Origin of the sequence: Sphingobacterium sp. PCS056 (assembly GCF_023273895.1) — a bacterium.
Taxonomy (GTDB): domain Bacteria; phylum Bacteroidota; class Bacteroidia; order Sphingobacteriales; family Sphingobacteriaceae; genus Sphingobacterium.
Genome location: NZ_CP096883.1, coordinates 4638637 through 4657200 on the forward strand (window position 1 = coordinate 4638637; position 18564 = coordinate 4657200).

Here is an 18564-nt window from a genome sequence, read left to right on the forward strand (position 1 = left end):
TTTAAACGGTTATTTCTTTAATTAATACTTCTCTAAATTCGTCAGCAGTCATGGAACCCAAGTCTACTGAACCATGTTTACGAACAGAAATCGTGCCATTCTCAGCCTCTTTCTCGCCCACAATCAACATGTAAGGCAGTTTTTTCACTTCTGCATCTCTGATTTTGCGACCTACTTTTTCATCACGCAAGTCTATCAGTCCGCGAATATCGGAATTATTTAGCGATTCTAAAAGATTTTTCGCATATTCTTCATATTTTTCTGATACAGGCAAGATGATAAATTGTTCTGGGGCAAGCCATAATGGAAATTCTCCCGCGCAATGTTCGATCAATACGGCGATAAAACGCTCCATAGAACCAAATGGTGCTCGGTGAATCATCACAGGTCTATGTTTTGCATTATCAGAACCTGTATATTCCAATTCAAAACGCTCAGGCAAATTATAATCCACTTGAATGGTACCCAACTGCCATTTACGACCCAAAGCATCTTTCACCATGAAATCTAGCTTAGGACCATAGAAAGCTGCCTCTCCATACTCAATAACCGTAGACAATTCCTTTTCTGCAGCAGCTTCAATAATCGCGCTTTCAGCTAAAGCCCAGTTTTCATCTGTACCAATATATTTAGTACGATTTTCAGGATCTCTCAACGAAATTTGTGCCGTATACTCTTCAAAACCTAGGGCTCTGAAAACATACAGGACCAAGTCGATTACTTTTTTAAACTCTTCTTTTACTTGATCAGGACGACAAAACAAATGCGCATCATCTTGAGTAAACCCTCGCACACGTGTCAAGCCGTGTAGCTCTCCAGATTGTTCGTATCGATATACAGTCCCAAATTCCGCAAAACGTACAGGAAGATCCTTGTAAGAACGCGGTTTTGTCTTATAGATCTCACAGTGATGTGGGCAGTTCATCGGTTTCAAGAAAAACTCTTCATTTTCAACTGGAGTTCTAATAGGTTGGAAAGAATCCTCACCATACTTATCATAATGACCAGAAGTCACATACAATTGCTTGTTACCGATATGCGGAGTCATAACAGGCTCATATCCTGATTTCAATTGCGCTCTTTGCAAAAAATCTTGCAATTTCTGACGTAAAGCAGCTCCCTTTGGTAACCACAATGGCAGTCCAGCTCCAACTTTTTCTGAAAAAGCAAACAATTCCAATTCTTTACCTAATTTACGGTGATCACGTTTCTTAGCCTCTTCGATAAACTTTAAATATTCAGTTAATTCAGAAGCTTTTGGAAATGTAACCCCATAAATACGAGTCAATTGTTTACGAGACTCATCACCTCTCCAGTATGCACCAGCTACATTCGTCAGTTTGATTGCTTTGATAAATCCTGTATTAGGAATATGCGGACCACGACACAAATCTGTAAATTCGCCCTGTGTATAAAATGTGATCTTTCCGTCTTCAAGATCTTTGATAAGATCTAATTTGTACTCGTCCCCTTTTTCAGTAAAATAAGCAACAGCATCAGCTTTTGAAACGGCTTTGCGTTCGAAAGTTTCTTTACGCTTTGCCAATTCCAACATCTTATCTTCGATGTGTTTAAAATCATCCGATGAAAATTCACGATCGCCAAAATCTACATCATAATAAAAACCGGTTTCGATAGCAGGACCAATACCAAACTTGATGCCTGGATAAAGATCTTCTAATGCTTCGGCTAATAAATGCGCTGAAGAATGCCAAAAGGTAGATTTACCATTCGTATCATTCCAAGTTAACAATTTTACGGTAGCATCTTCTTCAATCGGGCGAGATGAATCCCAAATTTCTCCATTTACTTCGGCCGCTAATACATTTCTAGCTAGACCTTCCGAAATTGACAGTGCTACTTGAGCAGCTGAAGTCCCTTTTTCATATTCACGAACGGAACCATCAGGTAATGTAATTTTAATCATCAACAAATATGATTATTTTTAGTAATTATTTATAAAACAATACTTTACAGATAAACAACATACTAAGTTGTTCGCTATCTGCAAAGCTTAACTCTTAAAATCTATTCATAGATTCCTTATCCATCAAATATACTGAAAATAATCGATAATTACACTTTTAAGTCTTACCCATACTCCATTAAGATTTGATATGAGCTACTTTCCTGTACAAATGTCATACTTTTGACTATTTCGCAAACCTAGCACATGAACTTCAGCTATTGAAAAACTACACGATACATGTAATGATTTTTTGTATCGCAGCCGGTACCTAAAATCTCATTAAAAATAATATCGGCAAAGTGCTAAACCTATCTAATCTAAAAGTAATGAATTGAAAACAATCCCGATATCACAATCTTTTTTATTATTTTTGCAATCTTAAATTCATTACTATGTCACATCAAGTTCCAGAAGACGGTACTTTGCTTCCGTTAATGGAAGAATTCTATACAATTCAGGGAGAGGGATTTCACACAGGAAAAGCTGCATATTTTATTCGATTGGGAGGATGTGATGTCGGTTGTCATTGGTGTGATGTCAAAGAAAGCTGGGATGCTAATTTACACCCATTGACTACTGCAGACCAGATTATTGAAAATGCTAAAAAATATCCAGCGAAAACCGTTGTCATTACCGGAGGGGAACCTTTAATCTATAATTTAGACTATCTGACAAAAGGATTGCACAAAGCTGGTATTCAAACGTTTATTGAAACATCAGGAGCCTATCCACTCAGTGGAGAATGGGATTGGATCTGTCTATCTCCAAAAAAATTCAAAGCCCCTAGAAAAGATGTTTTAGAAGCTGCAGGCGAATTAAAAGTCATCGTTTTCAATAAAAGTGATTTTGAATGGGCAGAGGAGCATTCAAAACTAGTCAACAGCGATTGTAAACTATACCTACAACCTGAATGGTCTAAGTATGCCGAAATGACTCCGCTCATCATTGATCATGTTAAAGATAATCCGAAATGGAATATCTCACTACAGACACATAAATATTTGAACATCCCTTAATCAACACGATATTCTTATCCTAAAAAAGGCGATCAATAATCGCCTCTTTTATTACAAGAATTACTTTTCTACTTATTTCAGGTACTTTGCCTGGAAATCTGTTAGCGAATATTGCTGCACTTCTGGGCTCACCTTTAAGTCCTTGACCAGAATATTTCCCTGATCATCTGTATCTATAAAATCCAAAGTAGGCTTAAGCACCACCTTTCCATTGAAATCCAACAGTCCTTGTTTATTATTTTCTGAAAATAAAAGATATGATCCTACAAAATTGCTGATATTATTTAAACCACCAATAATGGAAACTCCTGCTGCGTTAATAATTCCATATTGATCTTCTATCGCATAGACCATATTTTCATCATTGACAGGATACAGCACTTCAAATCCCACTTGATTTATTTTCTTCGCTTCATCATCGATGATCCAAAAAAGACTACTGCTATCCGAAACGATTGCTCTTTTCTTATTCAGCACATCAATAGAATAAAAAGTTGCAGGTTGTACAACAGTACCATCGTTTTTTTTCACACCAAATAAATGTTCGTCGCCATACGCTACATTCTGCTGTGAAAACCATTTTAAAGGAGCCTTCAGTTCAAAAGCATCTTGAAAGACACTCGCATCCTCCAGATTACTTCCCTCCGTTGCAGATAGTTTTACGATTTTCACATCTTGGGGTAACTCAAATTCCTTTAAATCGGTCAGTTTTTTCAAGTCGGACACTTCAAACCCCAACTCTTGATGAACCTGATCATTTAATTTCAAGACCGCCCCCGGGATATTGATCAAGAAAGGTAAACTACTTAAGTAATAACTTGGCAACTCAGGAGCATACCAGACGAGCAAGGTTACTTCACCGGCATTGGGATCAATAACCTTCAACTTTGCTTTTATACAACTTATACCATTTATCGTTTCCTTTTCAGCCTCGTTTTCTAAAGTAAGATAGGCATCCTCAACAGTTTTTGGATCTTTTAATAATGGATAATCAATTGACAGATCATCTTGAGACAATAAATCATCACCTTTGGTAAAAGAATACTCTTGTTTTTGAATCCGATCGGCAATTAAAATATGCCCCAGATTGTCTACAGATTTAATTTTCGATGGAGAAGCATAGATAGCTACTTCCTTAACAGCAGCTCCCCCCTTTATAAAAGGTTCATAAAAATCGACCGCAAATTCGGGTACTGATTTCTCTAATTCTTCTAGCGCTATCTGTCCCTTAAAACTTACTTTCATTTGCCACACTTTATCCTGAGCAATTGCCGAATGGGATAATAATATAGTTAGAAATACAACATGAACCAACTTTTTCATACTTTACAAATATAGCTCGTAAACAACAAAAGACAGACCAAAAAGACCTATCTTTTGCAATAAAAAATTATTTAACTGATTTAGTTTGTTTTTGTTGATTTAAACAAAAATAGCGAAGTTAATTTTACTGATCATATCCAGCATCTTTATACAATCCTATTTAAATACGATTTTCTGATCTACTTTTCACAACAGTTTCATGATAAATCAATGACCTTCTTTGTTTTTACAGCTTCGTCACAGGCAAATGCAATACGCAGACTATTTAACGCATCTTCAGATTGTTTGGTTAAATCCAGATCTTCAATAATTGCTTTTTGAAAAAACAACTGTTCGCGATTACATAAATCCTGATGATTAGGTTCATCCTCAAGCCTAATCCATTCATCCGCTTTTAAAAATTCATTATTCTCATCAATATCGGCATGATGAACACGAATAGATTCTGTTTTGGTATGAGCCTCTACAGAGTCCGAAACGCCATCTTTCACAGCTTCCTGAGGCACGATAGATACAGACCCTCTAGGTCCAAATACATCTTTCACAAAAAAAGCGGTCTGACTCACCATAGGTCCCCAACCTGCTTCATACCATCCCACAGAACCATCATCAAAATGCAACTGGAGCTGTCCATAATTATAGTTTGTTTCTGGTATATCGGTAGTCAGCCGGGCTCCTATCGCAGAAACACGGATTGGTTTTGCATCTGTCATTTGACACATCACATCGATATAATGCACACCACAATCGACGATGGGGCTTAAGCTACCCATCAGATTACGATGTACATTCCACATGTATCCATGACTCTGCTGGTTCAAATTCATGCGCATGACCAAGGGTGTACCCAACGTGCGACTGATGGAAATAAATTTTTCCCAAGACGGATGATACCGCAAAATATAGCCTACCACTAGCTTTTTTCGACACCTTGATGCCGCGTCAATCACCTGTTGCGCTCCTAAAACCGTATCTGCGACAGGTTTTTCGATAAAAACATGAGCACCTGCTTCAAAAGCTTTAATGGCATAGCTTTCATGTGTATCAGGATAGGTTGAAATACATACAGCATCCGGCTTAGTTGCTAGAAGAGCCTGTTCAAAATCATCAAATTCAGGATAGCTCGAACTTAGCTTTTTATTTAACGCAGTCTTACTCGCTCCGCGAGACACCAGACCAACAATTTCAAATCCAGCAAGATCATGATAAGCACGTGCGTGAGAAGCACCCATATTACCACATCCTACAACTAAAATCCTAATTAATTTCTCCATAACTTATACAAACGGGGTTTTTCCAGGTTGGGGAATCGCACGATGATCAGCCTGCATACTCCAATGATATTCCGTAGATGTAGGTCCTAATACTTCAGTAGATTGCATGATCTGCTCATATGTGATTGCTTTTCCAGTATATGCAGCTGCTCTAGACCAAATTGCAAGTAACGTACTGTTAGCAAGATGTTGCCCATCATTGATCACTTTCTTATTGCGAATGGCTTCAAAAAGCTCATCGTGCTGAGTTTGGTACATGTTGTTATTCCTTCCCGTAAATTTCCAGGCTTTATCACCATACACCTCAAAATTAGAAGGAATATTTAAGTTTGCACGCCCATTCTTTCCGATCACCTCTACCGTATTTCTTGAATCGGTACCATTCTGTTGGCGACAGGAGTGAAAACCTTTCAATCCATTACCGTAATCAAATTCGATGGACATATGATCAAATACATTACCCAATTTATCCTGTTCACGAGACTGTCTTCCACCAGTCGCAATAATAGTCTTAGGAACAATATCACCCAATGCCCAAGCCATCATATCGACACTATGGATCGCTTGCTCTACGATCAAATCACCTGAGTATCTTTGAAAATAAAACCAGTTTCGCAATTGATACTCCAGATCAGACCAGTTTGCCTGCCTCTCTTTATGCGACAATTCTCCTCCAAACCTAAATGTAGAAATGGATTGTATAGCACCGACATCACCTTGTTTGATCTTTTGAAAAATCTCGCGGTTTGGTGTCGCATAGCGAAAACAAAAACCACTCACCAGACAAAGGTTTTTATCTTTTGCAAGCTTGACACTTTCAAAAACTCTTTTCAGATTGGGAATATCAACAGCCACCGGTTTTTCACAAAAAATATGCTTGCCCCTTTTCACTGCTTCTTCCAAATGATCAGGTCTGAAATTTGGAGGAGAACAGAGCAATACCACATCCACATCGGTATCCATCAATTTCTGAAAGCCTAGAAAACCCAAAAAGATATTGCTATCATCCACTTTCACTTGATCTTTAGAAATTTGTTTTAGAGAATCAAGACATAGGTCAATTTGATCTTGAAATATATCGGCAACAGCCGTAATGATGACATTTGGATCTGCCCGCAACGCCTGTGAAGCTGCGCCCGTTCCTCTACCGCCGCAACCTACAAGTCCGATTTTAATTTTCTTCGAAGCATTATTCGCGTACAAGTCTAGACTTGAAGCAGCTAAGGCAGTACCCAAGACCATGGTATTTGTTTTCTTTAGAAAAGAACGACGATTTAGATTTTCTAAATTCATGTGATAGTTATTATTTTCGGTTGTATGTATCTCCAATATTGTTTCAAATTGGGAGATTTAAAATTAATATTAAATATGAGACTATAAAATTATAATTGACTTCCTTATGTAATAATCTTGTGCACTGGCGTATTTGCAACCAGCACGTTAAGCTAAATTAACTGGTAACATAGAAAAAAGCACCCTCTAATATCGTTCTACTTTTTAAAATCATATAGAACAGTAACAGGATTTGAATACATTAATGCCATATTTGAGGTATCTCTATTTTATTTTTAGCAATTAATAGCTATTTTAATTTGATTTCTATTAACAAAGTCTTATTTTTGACTCATTATTAATACAAACATGATTTTTGCTCACGTACATCACTTTCATATGCATCATCGCCATTGCGGCGATATGTAATAAGTGTGTTTCTACGTGAAGCATTTTTTCCCTTGTGTTTGATTTCTATATATTAATAATTTACAGCTAACATTATAAAGCTTTGAAAAATCTTAAAATTGCTATCCAAAAATCGGGTAGATTAAACGAAAAATCAGTTCAATTACTTAAAAACTGTGGTCTTGACTTCGAAAACTATAAAAGTTCTTTAATAACAACCGTTTCCAATTTTCCATTAGAAATTCTTTTTCTTCGCGATGATGATATCCCAGGATATGTAGAGCAGGGCATTGCTGATCTTGGAATTGTTGGTGAAAATGTCATTGATGAAACCGAATCTGAAGTAAATTATTTGCAACGATTAGGTTTTGGAAAATGCATGTTAAAATTGGCTGTTCAAAAAGACAGCGACATTCAAGATCTAAAAGATCTAAACGGAAAATCAATTGCAACCTCCTATCCTGTTATCTTAAAGAAGTTCTTAGACGAATATCGCATTGAAGCAGATATTCAGATGATATCTGGTTCTGTTGAAATTGCTCCAGGTTTGGGGCTAAGTGATGCGATCTGCGATATTGTATCCACTGGTGGAACATTAAAAAACAATGGTCTTAAACAATTTGCTGATGTCCGCAAATCCGAAGCTATTCTGATTGGCCGCCCAGGATTAGAGGACAACGAGATACTGTTGGAGCTTTTGCAAAGGATTCAGTCTGTCTTATTGGCGAAGGAAACAAAATATGTTGTTCTCAATGTGGAGAAAACAAATCTACCTACTATTACTGCTTTGTTACATGGTGTAAAATCGCCAACGATTGTTCCTTTAGCTGAAGAAGGTTGGGTTGCTGTTCACACGGTTATCTCAGAAGATGATTTCTGGGGCAAGATCAACAAATTAAAATCTGCTGGTGCCCAAGGAATTGTCGTGATGCCGATCGAGAAAATTATTATGTAAAAAAAGAACGATTTTCGCTTTAAAAAAATCTATGATGCTTAAAACTTTCGAGTATGCCAAGTTAACACCTGCTGAACTGCAAACGTTAACCACGCGTAATACAGATCCTTCACATGCCATTCAGGATACGGTTTTGGATATTATTCAAGAAGTACGTCAGAATGGAGATCTAGCTTTAATTAATTATGCTTATCAATTTGACAAAGTTGAATTAGAGAAGCTTTATCTTGATGCGGATGATATTGATGTATTAGCATCAACGATCAATCGTGATCAACAACGGGCATTAGAGATTGCCTTTCAAAACATTCATAAATTCCATTCTTCACAAGTGAAGCGTGAGCGTGTTGTAGAAACTACTACTGGTGTAAAATGCTGGCGGGAAATTCGCCCTATTGAAAAAGTTGGTCTTTACATCCCTGGTGGATCGGCGGTCTTACCAAGTACATTATTAATGCTGGGTGTGCCGGCACGAATTGCAGGTTGCAAAGAAATTATTGTCTGTTCTCCACCTCAAAAAAGTGGTAAGATCAACGGCTTTGTTGCCTACTGCCTTAAATTGTTAAAAATAGAGCGTATCTATTTAGTAGGAGGTGCGCAAGCTATAGCGGCAATGGCATTTGGTACGGAAACCATACCAAAAGTAGATAAGATATTTGGTCCAGGCAATCAATTTGTAACCAAAGCGAAAAGTATCGTTCAAGGGATGGCCAATGTCAGCATCGATATGCCCGCTGGCCCTTCGGAGGTATTAGTGATTGCAGATGAAACCGCAACTCCTGCTTTTGTTGCAGCTGATCTGTTAGCTCAAGCTGAACATGGTGCAGACAGTCAAGCCGTACTGGTCGCCACTTCTATCGATATTATTCAATCTGTCAATCTAGCATTAGAGCAGCAATTGTCGGTTTTACCACGTTTTGAATTAGCGAGTAAAGCCATCGACAACTCTTACGCGGTACTAGTCGCTGATATGCAAGAAGCTCTTGCCTTTAGTAACTATTACGCTCCGGAACATTTGATTTTGGAAACGGATGAATGGGAACGTCTAGTTCGTCTTATTTTGAATGCAGGTTCGGTATTTTTAGGACACTTAACTCCCGAAAGTGCTGGAGATTATGCATCAGGAACCAATCATACATTACCAACATCAGGTTATGCGAGGTCTTATTCAGGTGTTTCGGTTGACTCCTTTGTCAAAAAGATAACTTTTCAACATATCAGTGAAGAAGGTTTGGTCAATATTGGCCCCACGGTAGAGATATTAGCCGAGTTAGAAGGACTTCACGCCCATAAAAATGCGGTTACTGTCCGAAGAGAAAATTAAAAATTTCAAATCAAAAGAAAAGCCTTTCAGAAATTCTGAAAGGCTTTTTTATTAAAATCTTACTTCGATTTAGTTTTTCAAAGCTTCACCTACTTTTTTGGCTTTATCACCAACAGCTTTAGCCGCATCTTTAGTACCTTCGCCTACAGCCTTAGCCGCATCTTTGGTACCTTCAACTGCAGATTTTCCAGCTTTCGCGGTAGCATCAGCAGCTTTATCAATCGCGTTACCTGTTGCGTGAGCAGCATCTTTAACACCTTCTTCAACATCGTCCGCTACTTTAGCTGTCCCTGCAGTGAATTTTTCCCAAGCAGTTTTTGTTTCTGCTACCGTTTTACGAGCAGCTTCCTCAGCTTTTTTGTCTCCTTTAGCAATCGCTGCGTCCAGATCTCGTTGAGCTTGCTCATATTTAGCTTTCGCTTCATCAGCAGCAGCATCCGTATGTTTATCCAAGCTATCTAAAGAATTATCCAGCTTTTCACCTACTGTGACTTCTCCATCACTATTTTTATCTTCTTTCGGAGTGTTATTACAAGCAGCAAAAGTTAATGAAACTCCTGCGAACAATGCTAAAAATGCAATTTTTTTCATTTCTATATTTTTTTGGTTAACAGATTTAACCAATCAATATTTATGCCAATTATGATCTTGGATATATGGTTCCTTTTGCAGCTTCCAAAGTATTCTTCAATAAACCAACAATAGTCATCAAGCCCACCCCACCTGGTACAGGTGTGATCCATGAAGCCTTAGGTGCTACTTGATCAAAATCCACATCGCCATAAAGCTTAAAGCCAGATTTCGTTTCAGTTGAATTTTCTCTATTGATACCTACATCAATAACAACAGCGCCGTCTTTCACCATATCTGCTGTAACAAAGTTTTTCTTTCCGATTGCAGCAACGATGATATCAGCACGTAAAACTTCGGTCTTAAGATCTTGAGTACGACTATGTGTTAAAGTAACAGTACAGTTTCCTGGGTTTGAATTACGGGCTAAAAGAATACTCATTGGCGAACCAACAATATTACTTCTTCCTACCACTACAGCATGTTTTCCAGCGGTCTCTATGCCATAATAATCCAGCATCAACATAATCCCATAAGGTGTTGCAGGAATAAAACAAGGTAGATTACGCTGCATTCTACCTAAATTGATCGGATGAAAACCATCGACATCTTTACGGTAATCGATTGCTTCCGTGATTTTATCAGGATCGATATGTTTTGGAAGAGGCAACTGCACGATTAAACCGTCAATAGTTTCATCAGCATTGATTTCTTGAATTTTTGCAATCAACTGTTCTTCTGTCACATCGATATCATAACGAATATTAGTAGACTCAAAACCTACTAATTCACAATTGCGCATTTTACTCGCCACATAAGTTTCACTTCCGCCGTCGTTCCCAACTAAGATAGCCACCAAATGAGGTTTACGTCCAGCTTTCGCTGTAAAATCAGCTGCATCTTTTTTGATGTCTTCTTTAATTTTAGCTGATACGAGTTTACCGTCTAATAAATTCATTTTTATAGGAATAGGATTTTTTAATTTCTAATCTAATTTCAATACTGCCATGAATGCCGATTGCGGAATTTCAACGTTACCTACTTGACGCATACGTTTTTTACCTTTCTTCTGCTTTTCCAAAAGCTTACGCTTACGCGAAATATCACCACCGTAACATTTTGCTGTTACATCTTTACGCAATGCTGAAATGGTCTCACGTGCTATGATTTTCATTCCAATAGATGCTTGGATACGAATTTCAAATTGTTGACGAGGCAATAATTCTTTTAATTTTTCACAAATTTTCTTACCAAAATCATAAGCATTACTTCTGTGGATCAAAGAGGACAGTGCATCGACAGGCTCATCATTCAAACGAATATCTAAACGCACCAAATCCGATTGACGGTATCCGATCTGCGTATAATCAAAAGAAGCATAACCTTTAGAAATAGTCTTCAATTTATCATAAAAATCAAATACAATTTCACCCATTGGCATTTCAAACACCAATTCAACACGATCAGATGTCAAATAAGATTGGTTGATGATGGCCCCACGTTTCTGAATACAAAGGGACATAATCGGACCTACGAAATCTGATTTAGTAATGATATTAGCTTTAATATAGGGTTCTTCAATAGCATCTAATTTACTTGGATCAGGTAAATCAGATGGATTATGAACTTGGACTTCTTCATTATCTTTTGTCAAATAAGCTTTATAAGATACGTTTGGTACTGTCGTGATCACAGTCATATCAAATTCACGCTCAAGACGTTCTTGGATAATCTCCATATGCAGCATACCTAAGAATCCACAACGGAATCCAAAACCTAGGGCTGCTGAAGACTCTGGTTCAAACACAAGAGAAGCATCGTTCAGCTGTAAACGGTGCATAGATTCACGCAGTTCCTCATAGTCTTCGGTATCAACAGGGTAAATACCAGCAAAAACCATCGGTTTTACTTCCTCAAATCCTTGGATTGCGCCATCACACGGTCTTTCTTTATGGGTGATGGTATCACCCACTTTTACCTCACGTGCTTCTTTGATTCCTGAGATGATGTAACCAACATCCCCTGTTCTGACCACATCTTTCGCAACTTGATTTAATTTCAAGGTTCCGATCTCATCCGCAGTATATTCTTTTCCGGTAGCCACAAATTTTACTTTGTCACCTTTACGGATCTCGCCATTTTCAACTTTAAAATAGGCCATGATACCACGGAAAGAATTATAAACAGAGTCAAAAATCAAAGCCTGTAATGGAGCTGCCGGATCACCTACAGGTGCAGGAACACGTGCTACAATTGCTTTTAAAATATCAGGAATACCAAGACCTGTCTTACCAGATGCCGGAATAATATCTTCGCGTTTACCGCCTATTAAATCAATGATTTGATCTTTCACTTCCTCTGGCATAGCACCAGGAAGATCCATTTTGTTTAAAATTGGAATAATTTCCAAATCATGCTCCAATGCGAGATAAAGATTAGAAATTGTTTGTGCTTGTATCCCCTGCGATGCATCGACAATTAATAATGCACCTTCACAGGCAGCAATAGAACGTGATACTTCGTAAGAAAAATCGACGTGTCCTGGAGTATCAATTAAATTCAGGATATACTCTACTCCGTCTTGTATATAGTTCATTTGGATAGCATGACTCTTAATGGTAATACCACGTTCACGTTCCAAATCCATATTATCTAGTAATTGTGCCTGCGCTTCACGTTGTGTAATGGTATTGGTATACTCCAATAATCGATCGGCTAATGTACTTTTACCGTGATCAATGTGTGCGATGATACAGAAATTACGTATTTGCTTCATATAGGATTTTTAAAAATCGTTTCTAAAAAGCAAAGATACTTTTTTTGACAGACATTTAAGCTAAGCTCTAACCTAATTTATGCACATAATTTTGTCCTTTAGTCTTCTAGGATGAAAAATGTTTTCGATTGGCGGTTACGTTTTCTACCCGCCATTCAATCTGACCTGTAAATGCTTGGGAGCGTATAGGACAATCCTTTACCTGACAATAACTGCAACACTCCGGAAGGCACGGGTCGGCATGAATAAAAAATTCAGTATCTATGGACATTTTTGTATTCACCATTTTATCTAAGGTAGATATATCATCATGCACCTTATCAAGCCTATAGTAATTAGGCAATGTTAAATGGCAGTCTACATGCAATTCATTGCCATAACGCTGAACCCTCAAATTATGAATATCAATCCAATCGACATGCCGATTTTCCTGTAATACTTGAACCACTTCTTTTACGAGATCCAGATCGGACTCATCCATCAAACCACCTATCGACAGGCGCAACAATTTATATCCATTGTACAAGATAAAACTGCCGAGCACAAAAGAAATCGCAATATCGATCCATGCTAATCCAGTCAATTTCATGAGCATCAAACCGATAATAAGACCTACTGTACTATATGCATCGACTTGCAAGTGCTTACCATCAGCCTCCAAAGTAAGTGAGCCTAATGCACGCCCCCTTTTCATAATATAAAATCCGATGATAAAATTAATCAAAGCAGTAACCGCTACCAGACCTATCCCCTCTTCAAGATTGGACAAAGTAGAAGGAAAAAAGATATTGTAAAATCCTTTTACTAAAATAACGGAGCCCGCTATAAAGATCAATCCTCCTTCTAAAAAAACTGAAAAGAATTCAACTTTACCATGACCATAAGGATGATTGTGGTCTTTGGGTTGTGCAGCTAAATAAATGCTGTAAAAAGCAAAACTAGAAGCAATGACATTGACTATGCTCTCTGCTGCATCTGTAAAGATCGCGTTTGATGCAGTGAGGAAATAGGCAACAAATTTGACTATCATTAGTCCCAAGCCCGTTAGTAAGGACAGTAGAACTAATCTTTTTTGCTTAGACATCATATTATTTGTTTTTTTCGCGACAAAGGTAGTCATATAACGCTACGATTTCCTTTTTAGTTTGATCCCAGCGATCTTTTCAACATACTGTCGTACATGTTCATTTGATATACCGCCCTAAAATAAGGATTCGATCTGAAGTAAAAAAACTCATAAAAATTAATAACATGTTGTAGGTTGCTATGCGATCATTGAGCTTGTCCATAAATTAAGAAGTGCTAACCGCTCATCTAAACAAAAACTTATTTTTAGAAGTAATCAAATCTCGATAAGATTTTACATATTTTTTGTAAAAAAGAAACAATCGTTTGTCTTTTTTCAAGAAATTAAGGCATTATTTGCATTCTAAATAATATCTTTGTCTTACCATGAGCACACAATCATATTTATCAGATAGGATAAACAATTTATCCGAGTCGGCTACGCTTAAAATGACTAAGCTTGGTCGTGAGTTAGCCGCTAAAGGCGTTAATGTTATCAGCTTAAGTGTTGGCGAACCAGATTTTAATACTCCTGACCACGTTAAAGAAGCTGCTAAGGTAGCTTTAGACGAAAATTGGACACGTTATTCTCCTGTTCCGGGATACCCGGAATTACGTCAGGCTATTGTGAATAAATTGAAGATTGAAAATAATCTGGATTATGATATTTCTCAAATCGTAGTTTCTACTGGTGCAAAACAATCTTTATCAAATGTTATTTTAACGCTAATTAATCCAGGAGATGAGGTCATAATCCCTACACCGTACTGGGTTTCCTATTCGGAAATGGTTGTTTTAGCGGAAGGAAAATCGGTTTTCATCAATACTGAGATCGACAACAACTTTAAAATTACACCAGAGCAACTTGAAGCTGCGATCACACCGAAAACAAAATTATTCATGTTCTCATCACCCAATAACCCGACAGGTACGGTGTATAGTAAAGATGAGTTAGCTGCTTTGGCAAAAGTATTCGAAAAATATCCGCAGATTTTCATCTTATCAGATGAAATCTATGAACATATCAATTTTGTAGACAAACACGAATCTATCGCTCAATTTGACAGTATCAAAGACCGTGTAATCATTATAAATGGTTTTTCTAAAGCATTTGCGATGACAGGTTGGAGATTAGGCTACATCGCCTGCAATAAAGAGATCGCTGCTGCAAATGATAAATTACAAGGTCAAACGACATCGGGAACATGTTCGATATCACAACGTGCAGGTATCGTTGCTTATGAGCAAGGATTAGCATCTGTGAATAAAATGAAAGAAGCATTTGCTCGTCGTCGTCAACTGGTTTATGATTTATTAGCTGCAATTCCAGGTGTTAAAACAAATTTACCTGAAGGAGCATTTTACTTCTTCCCAGAAATCAGTTCTTTCTTCGGAAAAAAAGATGAAAATGGAAATATAATCAAAAACTCATCCGACTTAGCACTATACTTATTAAACGTAGGTCATGTTGCTACAGTAGGTGGTGATTCATTTGGAAATGACAAATATATACGTCTATCTTATGCTGCTTCAGACGAAAGTTTAGTAGAAGCTTTAAAACGCATTAAGGAAGCATTAGGCAAATTAGCGTAAACCTTGACGCACTATAAAAAAAGCTGTCTCTTATACCAAAGTTAAGAGACAGCTTTTTTATTGACCTGATCGTATCCCCAAAAACCGCTCATGATCCCATTCTTGGATTATCCACATCTGTACGATTCAATGTAAATGAAAATACACTACCAGAACCGTATTCACTTTGTACGGTAATGGTACCTCCCTGTGCCTCGATAAATTCTTTACTGATACTCAACCCTAACCCCGTGCCTTCCTTCTTTGTTCCAGGGATACGAAAGTACCGTTCAAATATTTTGTCCATATATTGTTCTTCTATCCCCTGTCCCGCATCTTTTACGGCAAATCTCACCTTATCCTGGGTCGACTCAACAATAATAAATATAGCAGAGTTTTCATAAGAATAACGAACAGCATTCGACAATAGGTTGGTCAATACCCAAGCCGTTTTTTCATTATCAGCAAGTACATCCGGTAGATTATTTTCCATTTGTAGGCGCAATTCTAGATGTTTTTGTTCTGCCATGGATTTTGTTGCGCGTATGGCATACTCCACCAGCTCACTCACGTTTGTAGGTGCCACGTTCAACTGAATAGTCCCACTTTCAACCTGCGTCATATTTAAGAGTTCACCTGTAATTTTCAACAATCTTCCTGTATCATCGCGAATACTTTGCACCAGGTTACTTTGATCATCATTGAGCACGCCGATCTGCTTATTTTCTAAAAGCTGTAAACCCATTTTTATCGACGCAATAGGTGTTTTTAATTCATGTGAAATGGTCGCTATAAAATTAGTTTTGGCGAAATCCATTTCTTTAAATTGTGTGATATTGCGCAACATGATAACTTGTCCGATAAATTGTGAATCTGTCTCTCCGGTAGGTACGATATCGATATCCACGATTTCTTTTTCAAAATAGCTTTCTTTACCATTAGCATAGATTTTGAGAAGAGCAGATTCTCGTTTCTTCTCATCTTGAAATAGATCTTTAATAAAATCCCGCATCAGATCATTGGTGACTGCTACATCTTGTATTTGTTTACCAATCAATTGATCGCTTTGTAAACCGATTATCTTCAACGCTTCTTCATTAGCAAACAACACGATCTTCTGCTCATCGATACCAATGACAGGGTCATGCATCTTGTTAATAAGCGTATCAATTCGTTTTTTCCCTTTCAATATCTTATCGAGTTTACTTTCCGCATACTCTTCAAGTTTTTCAGCCATGGTATTAAAAGAATTTGCAAGCTCCCCAAATTCATTCCGTTTTTCATAATGGATACGCTTTTTATAATTTTCATTTGCTATCTGTTTAATACTCTCGGTCAATTCCTTTATAGGATTGGCGATATTCGAAGGGAGGTTGATGATGAGGACAAAAGCAATTAAGAAGCACAAGGTCCCGCTAATGGAAATGACTGCAATCGCTTTTTCTGCTGTTATAGATGCAATATCACTTTTCCGTTCTATCGCTTCCATATTAAGCCGCATCAATTCCGTTATATCCTTTCTGATTTTTGAAAGCAGCGTTACATCTTCCTTATTTTTCACAAATTGATAAAAATGTCTTTCCACCTGATCCGTTGCCTGGACCTCCCCGATCTCAGTAACATTCTGCTTCTGTTTCTCCAAGTTTTCCTTAAAGTCATGTATGGCAGCGGGATCGACAGTATATTCCTCGAGTGCTAACAACATATTGCGCGCGTACTGCAAAGTATTATAATTTGCGACAAGAATATTATTGGTATCTCTTTTTAACTGATTGACATACCAACCGCTCACCACAACCAACAGTACGATCATGAGAAACAGCGACCCGACGCCAAAGGTTAATTTTGTTTTTATACGCATTATGAAAGAATTATAAGGTCAATTTTTTCGTTAGAAAGCTTCGTGAGAAGCGTATTAAAAGTATTTGTTGCCCAAATTATTTTGATCAATCCCAAATGAGGTTTACCGATACACACGGTGGTTATCTGTCTAGCTTCACATTGTTCAATAATTGCTTTCGCGATTTTACTATGATTAACTTTTATAATCTCTGCCCCCAATTCTGTTGCTAATTTAAAATTATTAATCAGATGTCTTTGCTTATCCAAAGCTATTTTAGCAACACTTTCTTTAGGGGTCTGTACATAAAGTACAAACCATTTACTATTATAATAGTTTGCTAACCTTGCTGTTTTACGAATCACAATGGTAGCCGTCTTCTCATTTGAACTAATGCAGGCTAAAAACTGTTCCTTTTTTACATATTTATGATGAATGACCTCCGTTTCAACTTTTCTTTGCACCTGCGAAGCAACTTCTTTTAAAGCCAATTCACGCAATTGTAGGATATGATCGCTACTGAAAAAATTAGCCAATGCCATTTCAATCTTAGCGGGATCATAAATTTTACCTTCTTTCAGGCGGTTGATCAATTCCTCTGCAGTCAAATCAATATTGACCACCTCATCGGCTAATCCAAGTACACTATCCGGTATTCGCTCCTGTACATCGATCCCCGTAATATCTTTAATCTCATCATGCAAACTTTCAATATGCTGAATATTGACTGCGCTGATCACATTGATCCCTGCATCCAAGATATCGATTACATCCTGCCAACGCTTGGCATTGAGACTTCCTTCGATGTTGCTATGTGCAAGTTCATCAATAATAACAATTTCCGGATGCAAATTAATAACCGCCTGCACGTCTAGTTCTTCAAGTTCTTTTCCCTTATAAAACAGTTTACGTCTCGGTATCATCGGCAGTCCATCTAGCAAGGCGTGGGTTTCCTTTCTATTATGCGTCTCAATATAACCTATTTTAATGTCGATCCCATTATGCAGAAGCATATGTGCCTCTTGCAACATACGATAAGTCTTGCCCACACCGGCACTCATACCGATATACAGTTTAAATTTTCCTTTCCTTGATTTTTTGATCAAGCTCAAGAAATGTTCCGCATCTTTTCTTTCTTCCATATACCATAAATCCTTTTATATAATTTCCTACTGTATCGTAAATGAACAATACAGCAGG

The 18564-nt window shown here is 37.5% G+C and carries 14 protein-coding genes; 4 read left to right on the forward strand and 10 right to left on the reverse strand.

All coding sequences use genetic code 11. The features are described from left to right. Window position 1: 1 nt before the first annotated feature. A complete protein-coding gene (gene thrS, locus MUB18_RS19460; RefSeq protein ID WP_094773544.1) occupies window positions 2–1927 on the reverse strand; it encodes a threonine--tRNA ligase in 1926 nt (641 codons plus the stop codon). Window positions 1928–2361: 434 nt separating this feature from the next. Between thrS and MUB18_RS19465 the strand changes: the two genes are divergently transcribed. Then, window positions 2362–2985, forward strand: a complete 624-nt coding sequence (locus MUB18_RS19465; RefSeq protein ID WP_045754401.1) for a 7-carboxy-7-deazaguanine synthase QueE — start codon at window positions 2362–2364, stop codon at window positions 2983–2985. A 72-nt stretch (window positions 2986–3057) separates the two neighbouring features. Here the strand turns inward: MUB18_RS19465 and MUB18_RS19470 are convergent, their stop codons facing one another. The 3 genes from MUB18_RS19470 to MUB18_RS19480 all read right to left on the reverse strand — a co-directional run bounded on the left by MUB18_RS19470 (window position 3058) and on the right by MUB18_RS19480 (window position 6875). Beyond that, window positions 3058–4308, reverse strand: a complete 1251-nt coding sequence (locus MUB18_RS19470) for a hypothetical protein (protein WP_045754400.1) — start codon at window positions 4306–4308, stop codon at window positions 3058–3060. Between the two features lie 197 nt (window positions 4309–4505). After that, window positions 4506–5582 carry a Gfo/Idh/MocA family oxidoreductase gene (locus tag MUB18_RS19475; RefSeq protein WP_248754296.1) on the reverse strand — a complete coding sequence of 359 codons (1077 nt, stop codon included), beginning with the start codon at window positions 5580–5582 and terminating at the stop codon, window positions 4506–4508. A gap of 3 nt (window positions 5583–5585) precedes the next feature. Further along, the gene (locus tag MUB18_RS19480; protein ID WP_248754297.1) at window positions 5586–6875 is read right to left on the reverse strand and encodes a Gfo/Idh/MocA family protein; all 1290 of its coding nucleotides are present in this window, start codon (window positions 6873–6875) and stop codon (window positions 5586–5588) included. A 490-nt stretch (window positions 6876–7365) separates the two neighbouring features. On the opposite strand from MUB18_RS19480, the gene hisG reads away from it, so the two are divergent. Beyond that, window positions 7366–8217: an ATP phosphoribosyltransferase gene (gene hisG, locus MUB18_RS19485; protein WP_045754398.1), complete on the forward strand. Its 852-nt coding sequence runs from the start codon at window positions 7366–7368 to the stop codon at window positions 8215–8217. A 34-nt stretch (window positions 8218–8251) separates the two neighbouring features. Beyond that, entirely contained in the window at window positions 8252–9541 is a 1290-nt protein-coding gene (gene hisD / locus MUB18_RS19490) for a histidinol dehydrogenase (RefSeq protein ID WP_248755940.1), read from the forward strand. A gap of 69 nt (window positions 9542–9610) precedes the next feature. On the opposite strand, the gene MUB18_RS19495 is transcribed toward hisD, so the two are convergent. The 4 genes from MUB18_RS19495 to MUB18_RS19510 all read right to left on the reverse strand — a co-directional run bounded on the left by MUB18_RS19495 (window position 9611) and on the right by MUB18_RS19510 (window position 13971). Beyond that, window positions 9611–10132 carry a hypothetical protein gene (locus MUB18_RS19495; RefSeq protein ID WP_094773542.1) on the reverse strand — a complete coding sequence of 174 codons (522 nt, stop codon included), beginning with the start codon at window positions 10130–10132 and terminating at the stop codon, window positions 9611–9613. 49 nt (window positions 10133–10181) lie between these two features. Then, window positions 10182–11069: a bifunctional 5,10-methylenetetrahydrofolate dehydrogenase/5,10-methenyltetrahydrofolate cyclohydrolase gene (locus tag MUB18_RS19500; protein ID WP_045754397.1), complete on the reverse strand. Its 888-nt coding sequence runs from the start codon at window positions 11067–11069 to the stop codon at window positions 10182–10184. A 27-nt stretch (window positions 11070–11096) separates the two neighbouring features. Beyond that, complete coding sequence (lepA, locus tag MUB18_RS19505) at window positions 11097–12887, reverse strand: translation elongation factor 4 (protein ID WP_045754396.1); 1791 nt, start codon at window positions 12885–12887, stop codon at window positions 11097–11099. Window positions 12888–12993: 106 nt separating this feature from the next. Next, complete coding sequence (locus MUB18_RS19510; RefSeq protein ID WP_248755941.1) at window positions 12994–13971, reverse strand: cation diffusion facilitator family transporter; 978 nt, start codon at window positions 13969–13971, stop codon at window positions 12994–12996. A 368-nt stretch (window positions 13972–14339) separates the two neighbouring features. Between MUB18_RS19510 and MUB18_RS19515 the strand changes: the two genes are divergently transcribed. Then, the gene (locus MUB18_RS19515) at window positions 14340–15545 is read left to right on the forward strand and encodes a pyridoxal phosphate-dependent aminotransferase (RefSeq protein WP_248754298.1); all 1206 of its coding nucleotides are present in this window, start codon (window positions 14340–14342) and stop codon (window positions 15543–15545) included. 88 nt (window positions 15546–15633) lie between these two features. On the opposite strand, the gene MUB18_RS19520 is transcribed toward MUB18_RS19515, so the two are convergent. Beyond that, window positions 15634–17385: an ATP-binding protein gene (locus tag MUB18_RS19520; RefSeq protein ID WP_248754299.1), complete on the reverse strand. Its 1752-nt coding sequence runs from the start codon at window positions 17383–17385 to the stop codon at window positions 15634–15636. Continuing rightward, window positions 17385–18506 (reverse strand): sensor protein KdpD, encoded by a 1122-nt coding sequence (locus MUB18_RS19525; protein WP_045752921.1) that lies wholly within the window; start codon window positions 18504–18506, stop codon window positions 17385–17387. The genes MUB18_RS19520 and MUB18_RS19525 overlap by 1 nt, the downstream gene beginning before the upstream one ends. Window positions 18507–18564: the final 58 nt, after the last annotated feature.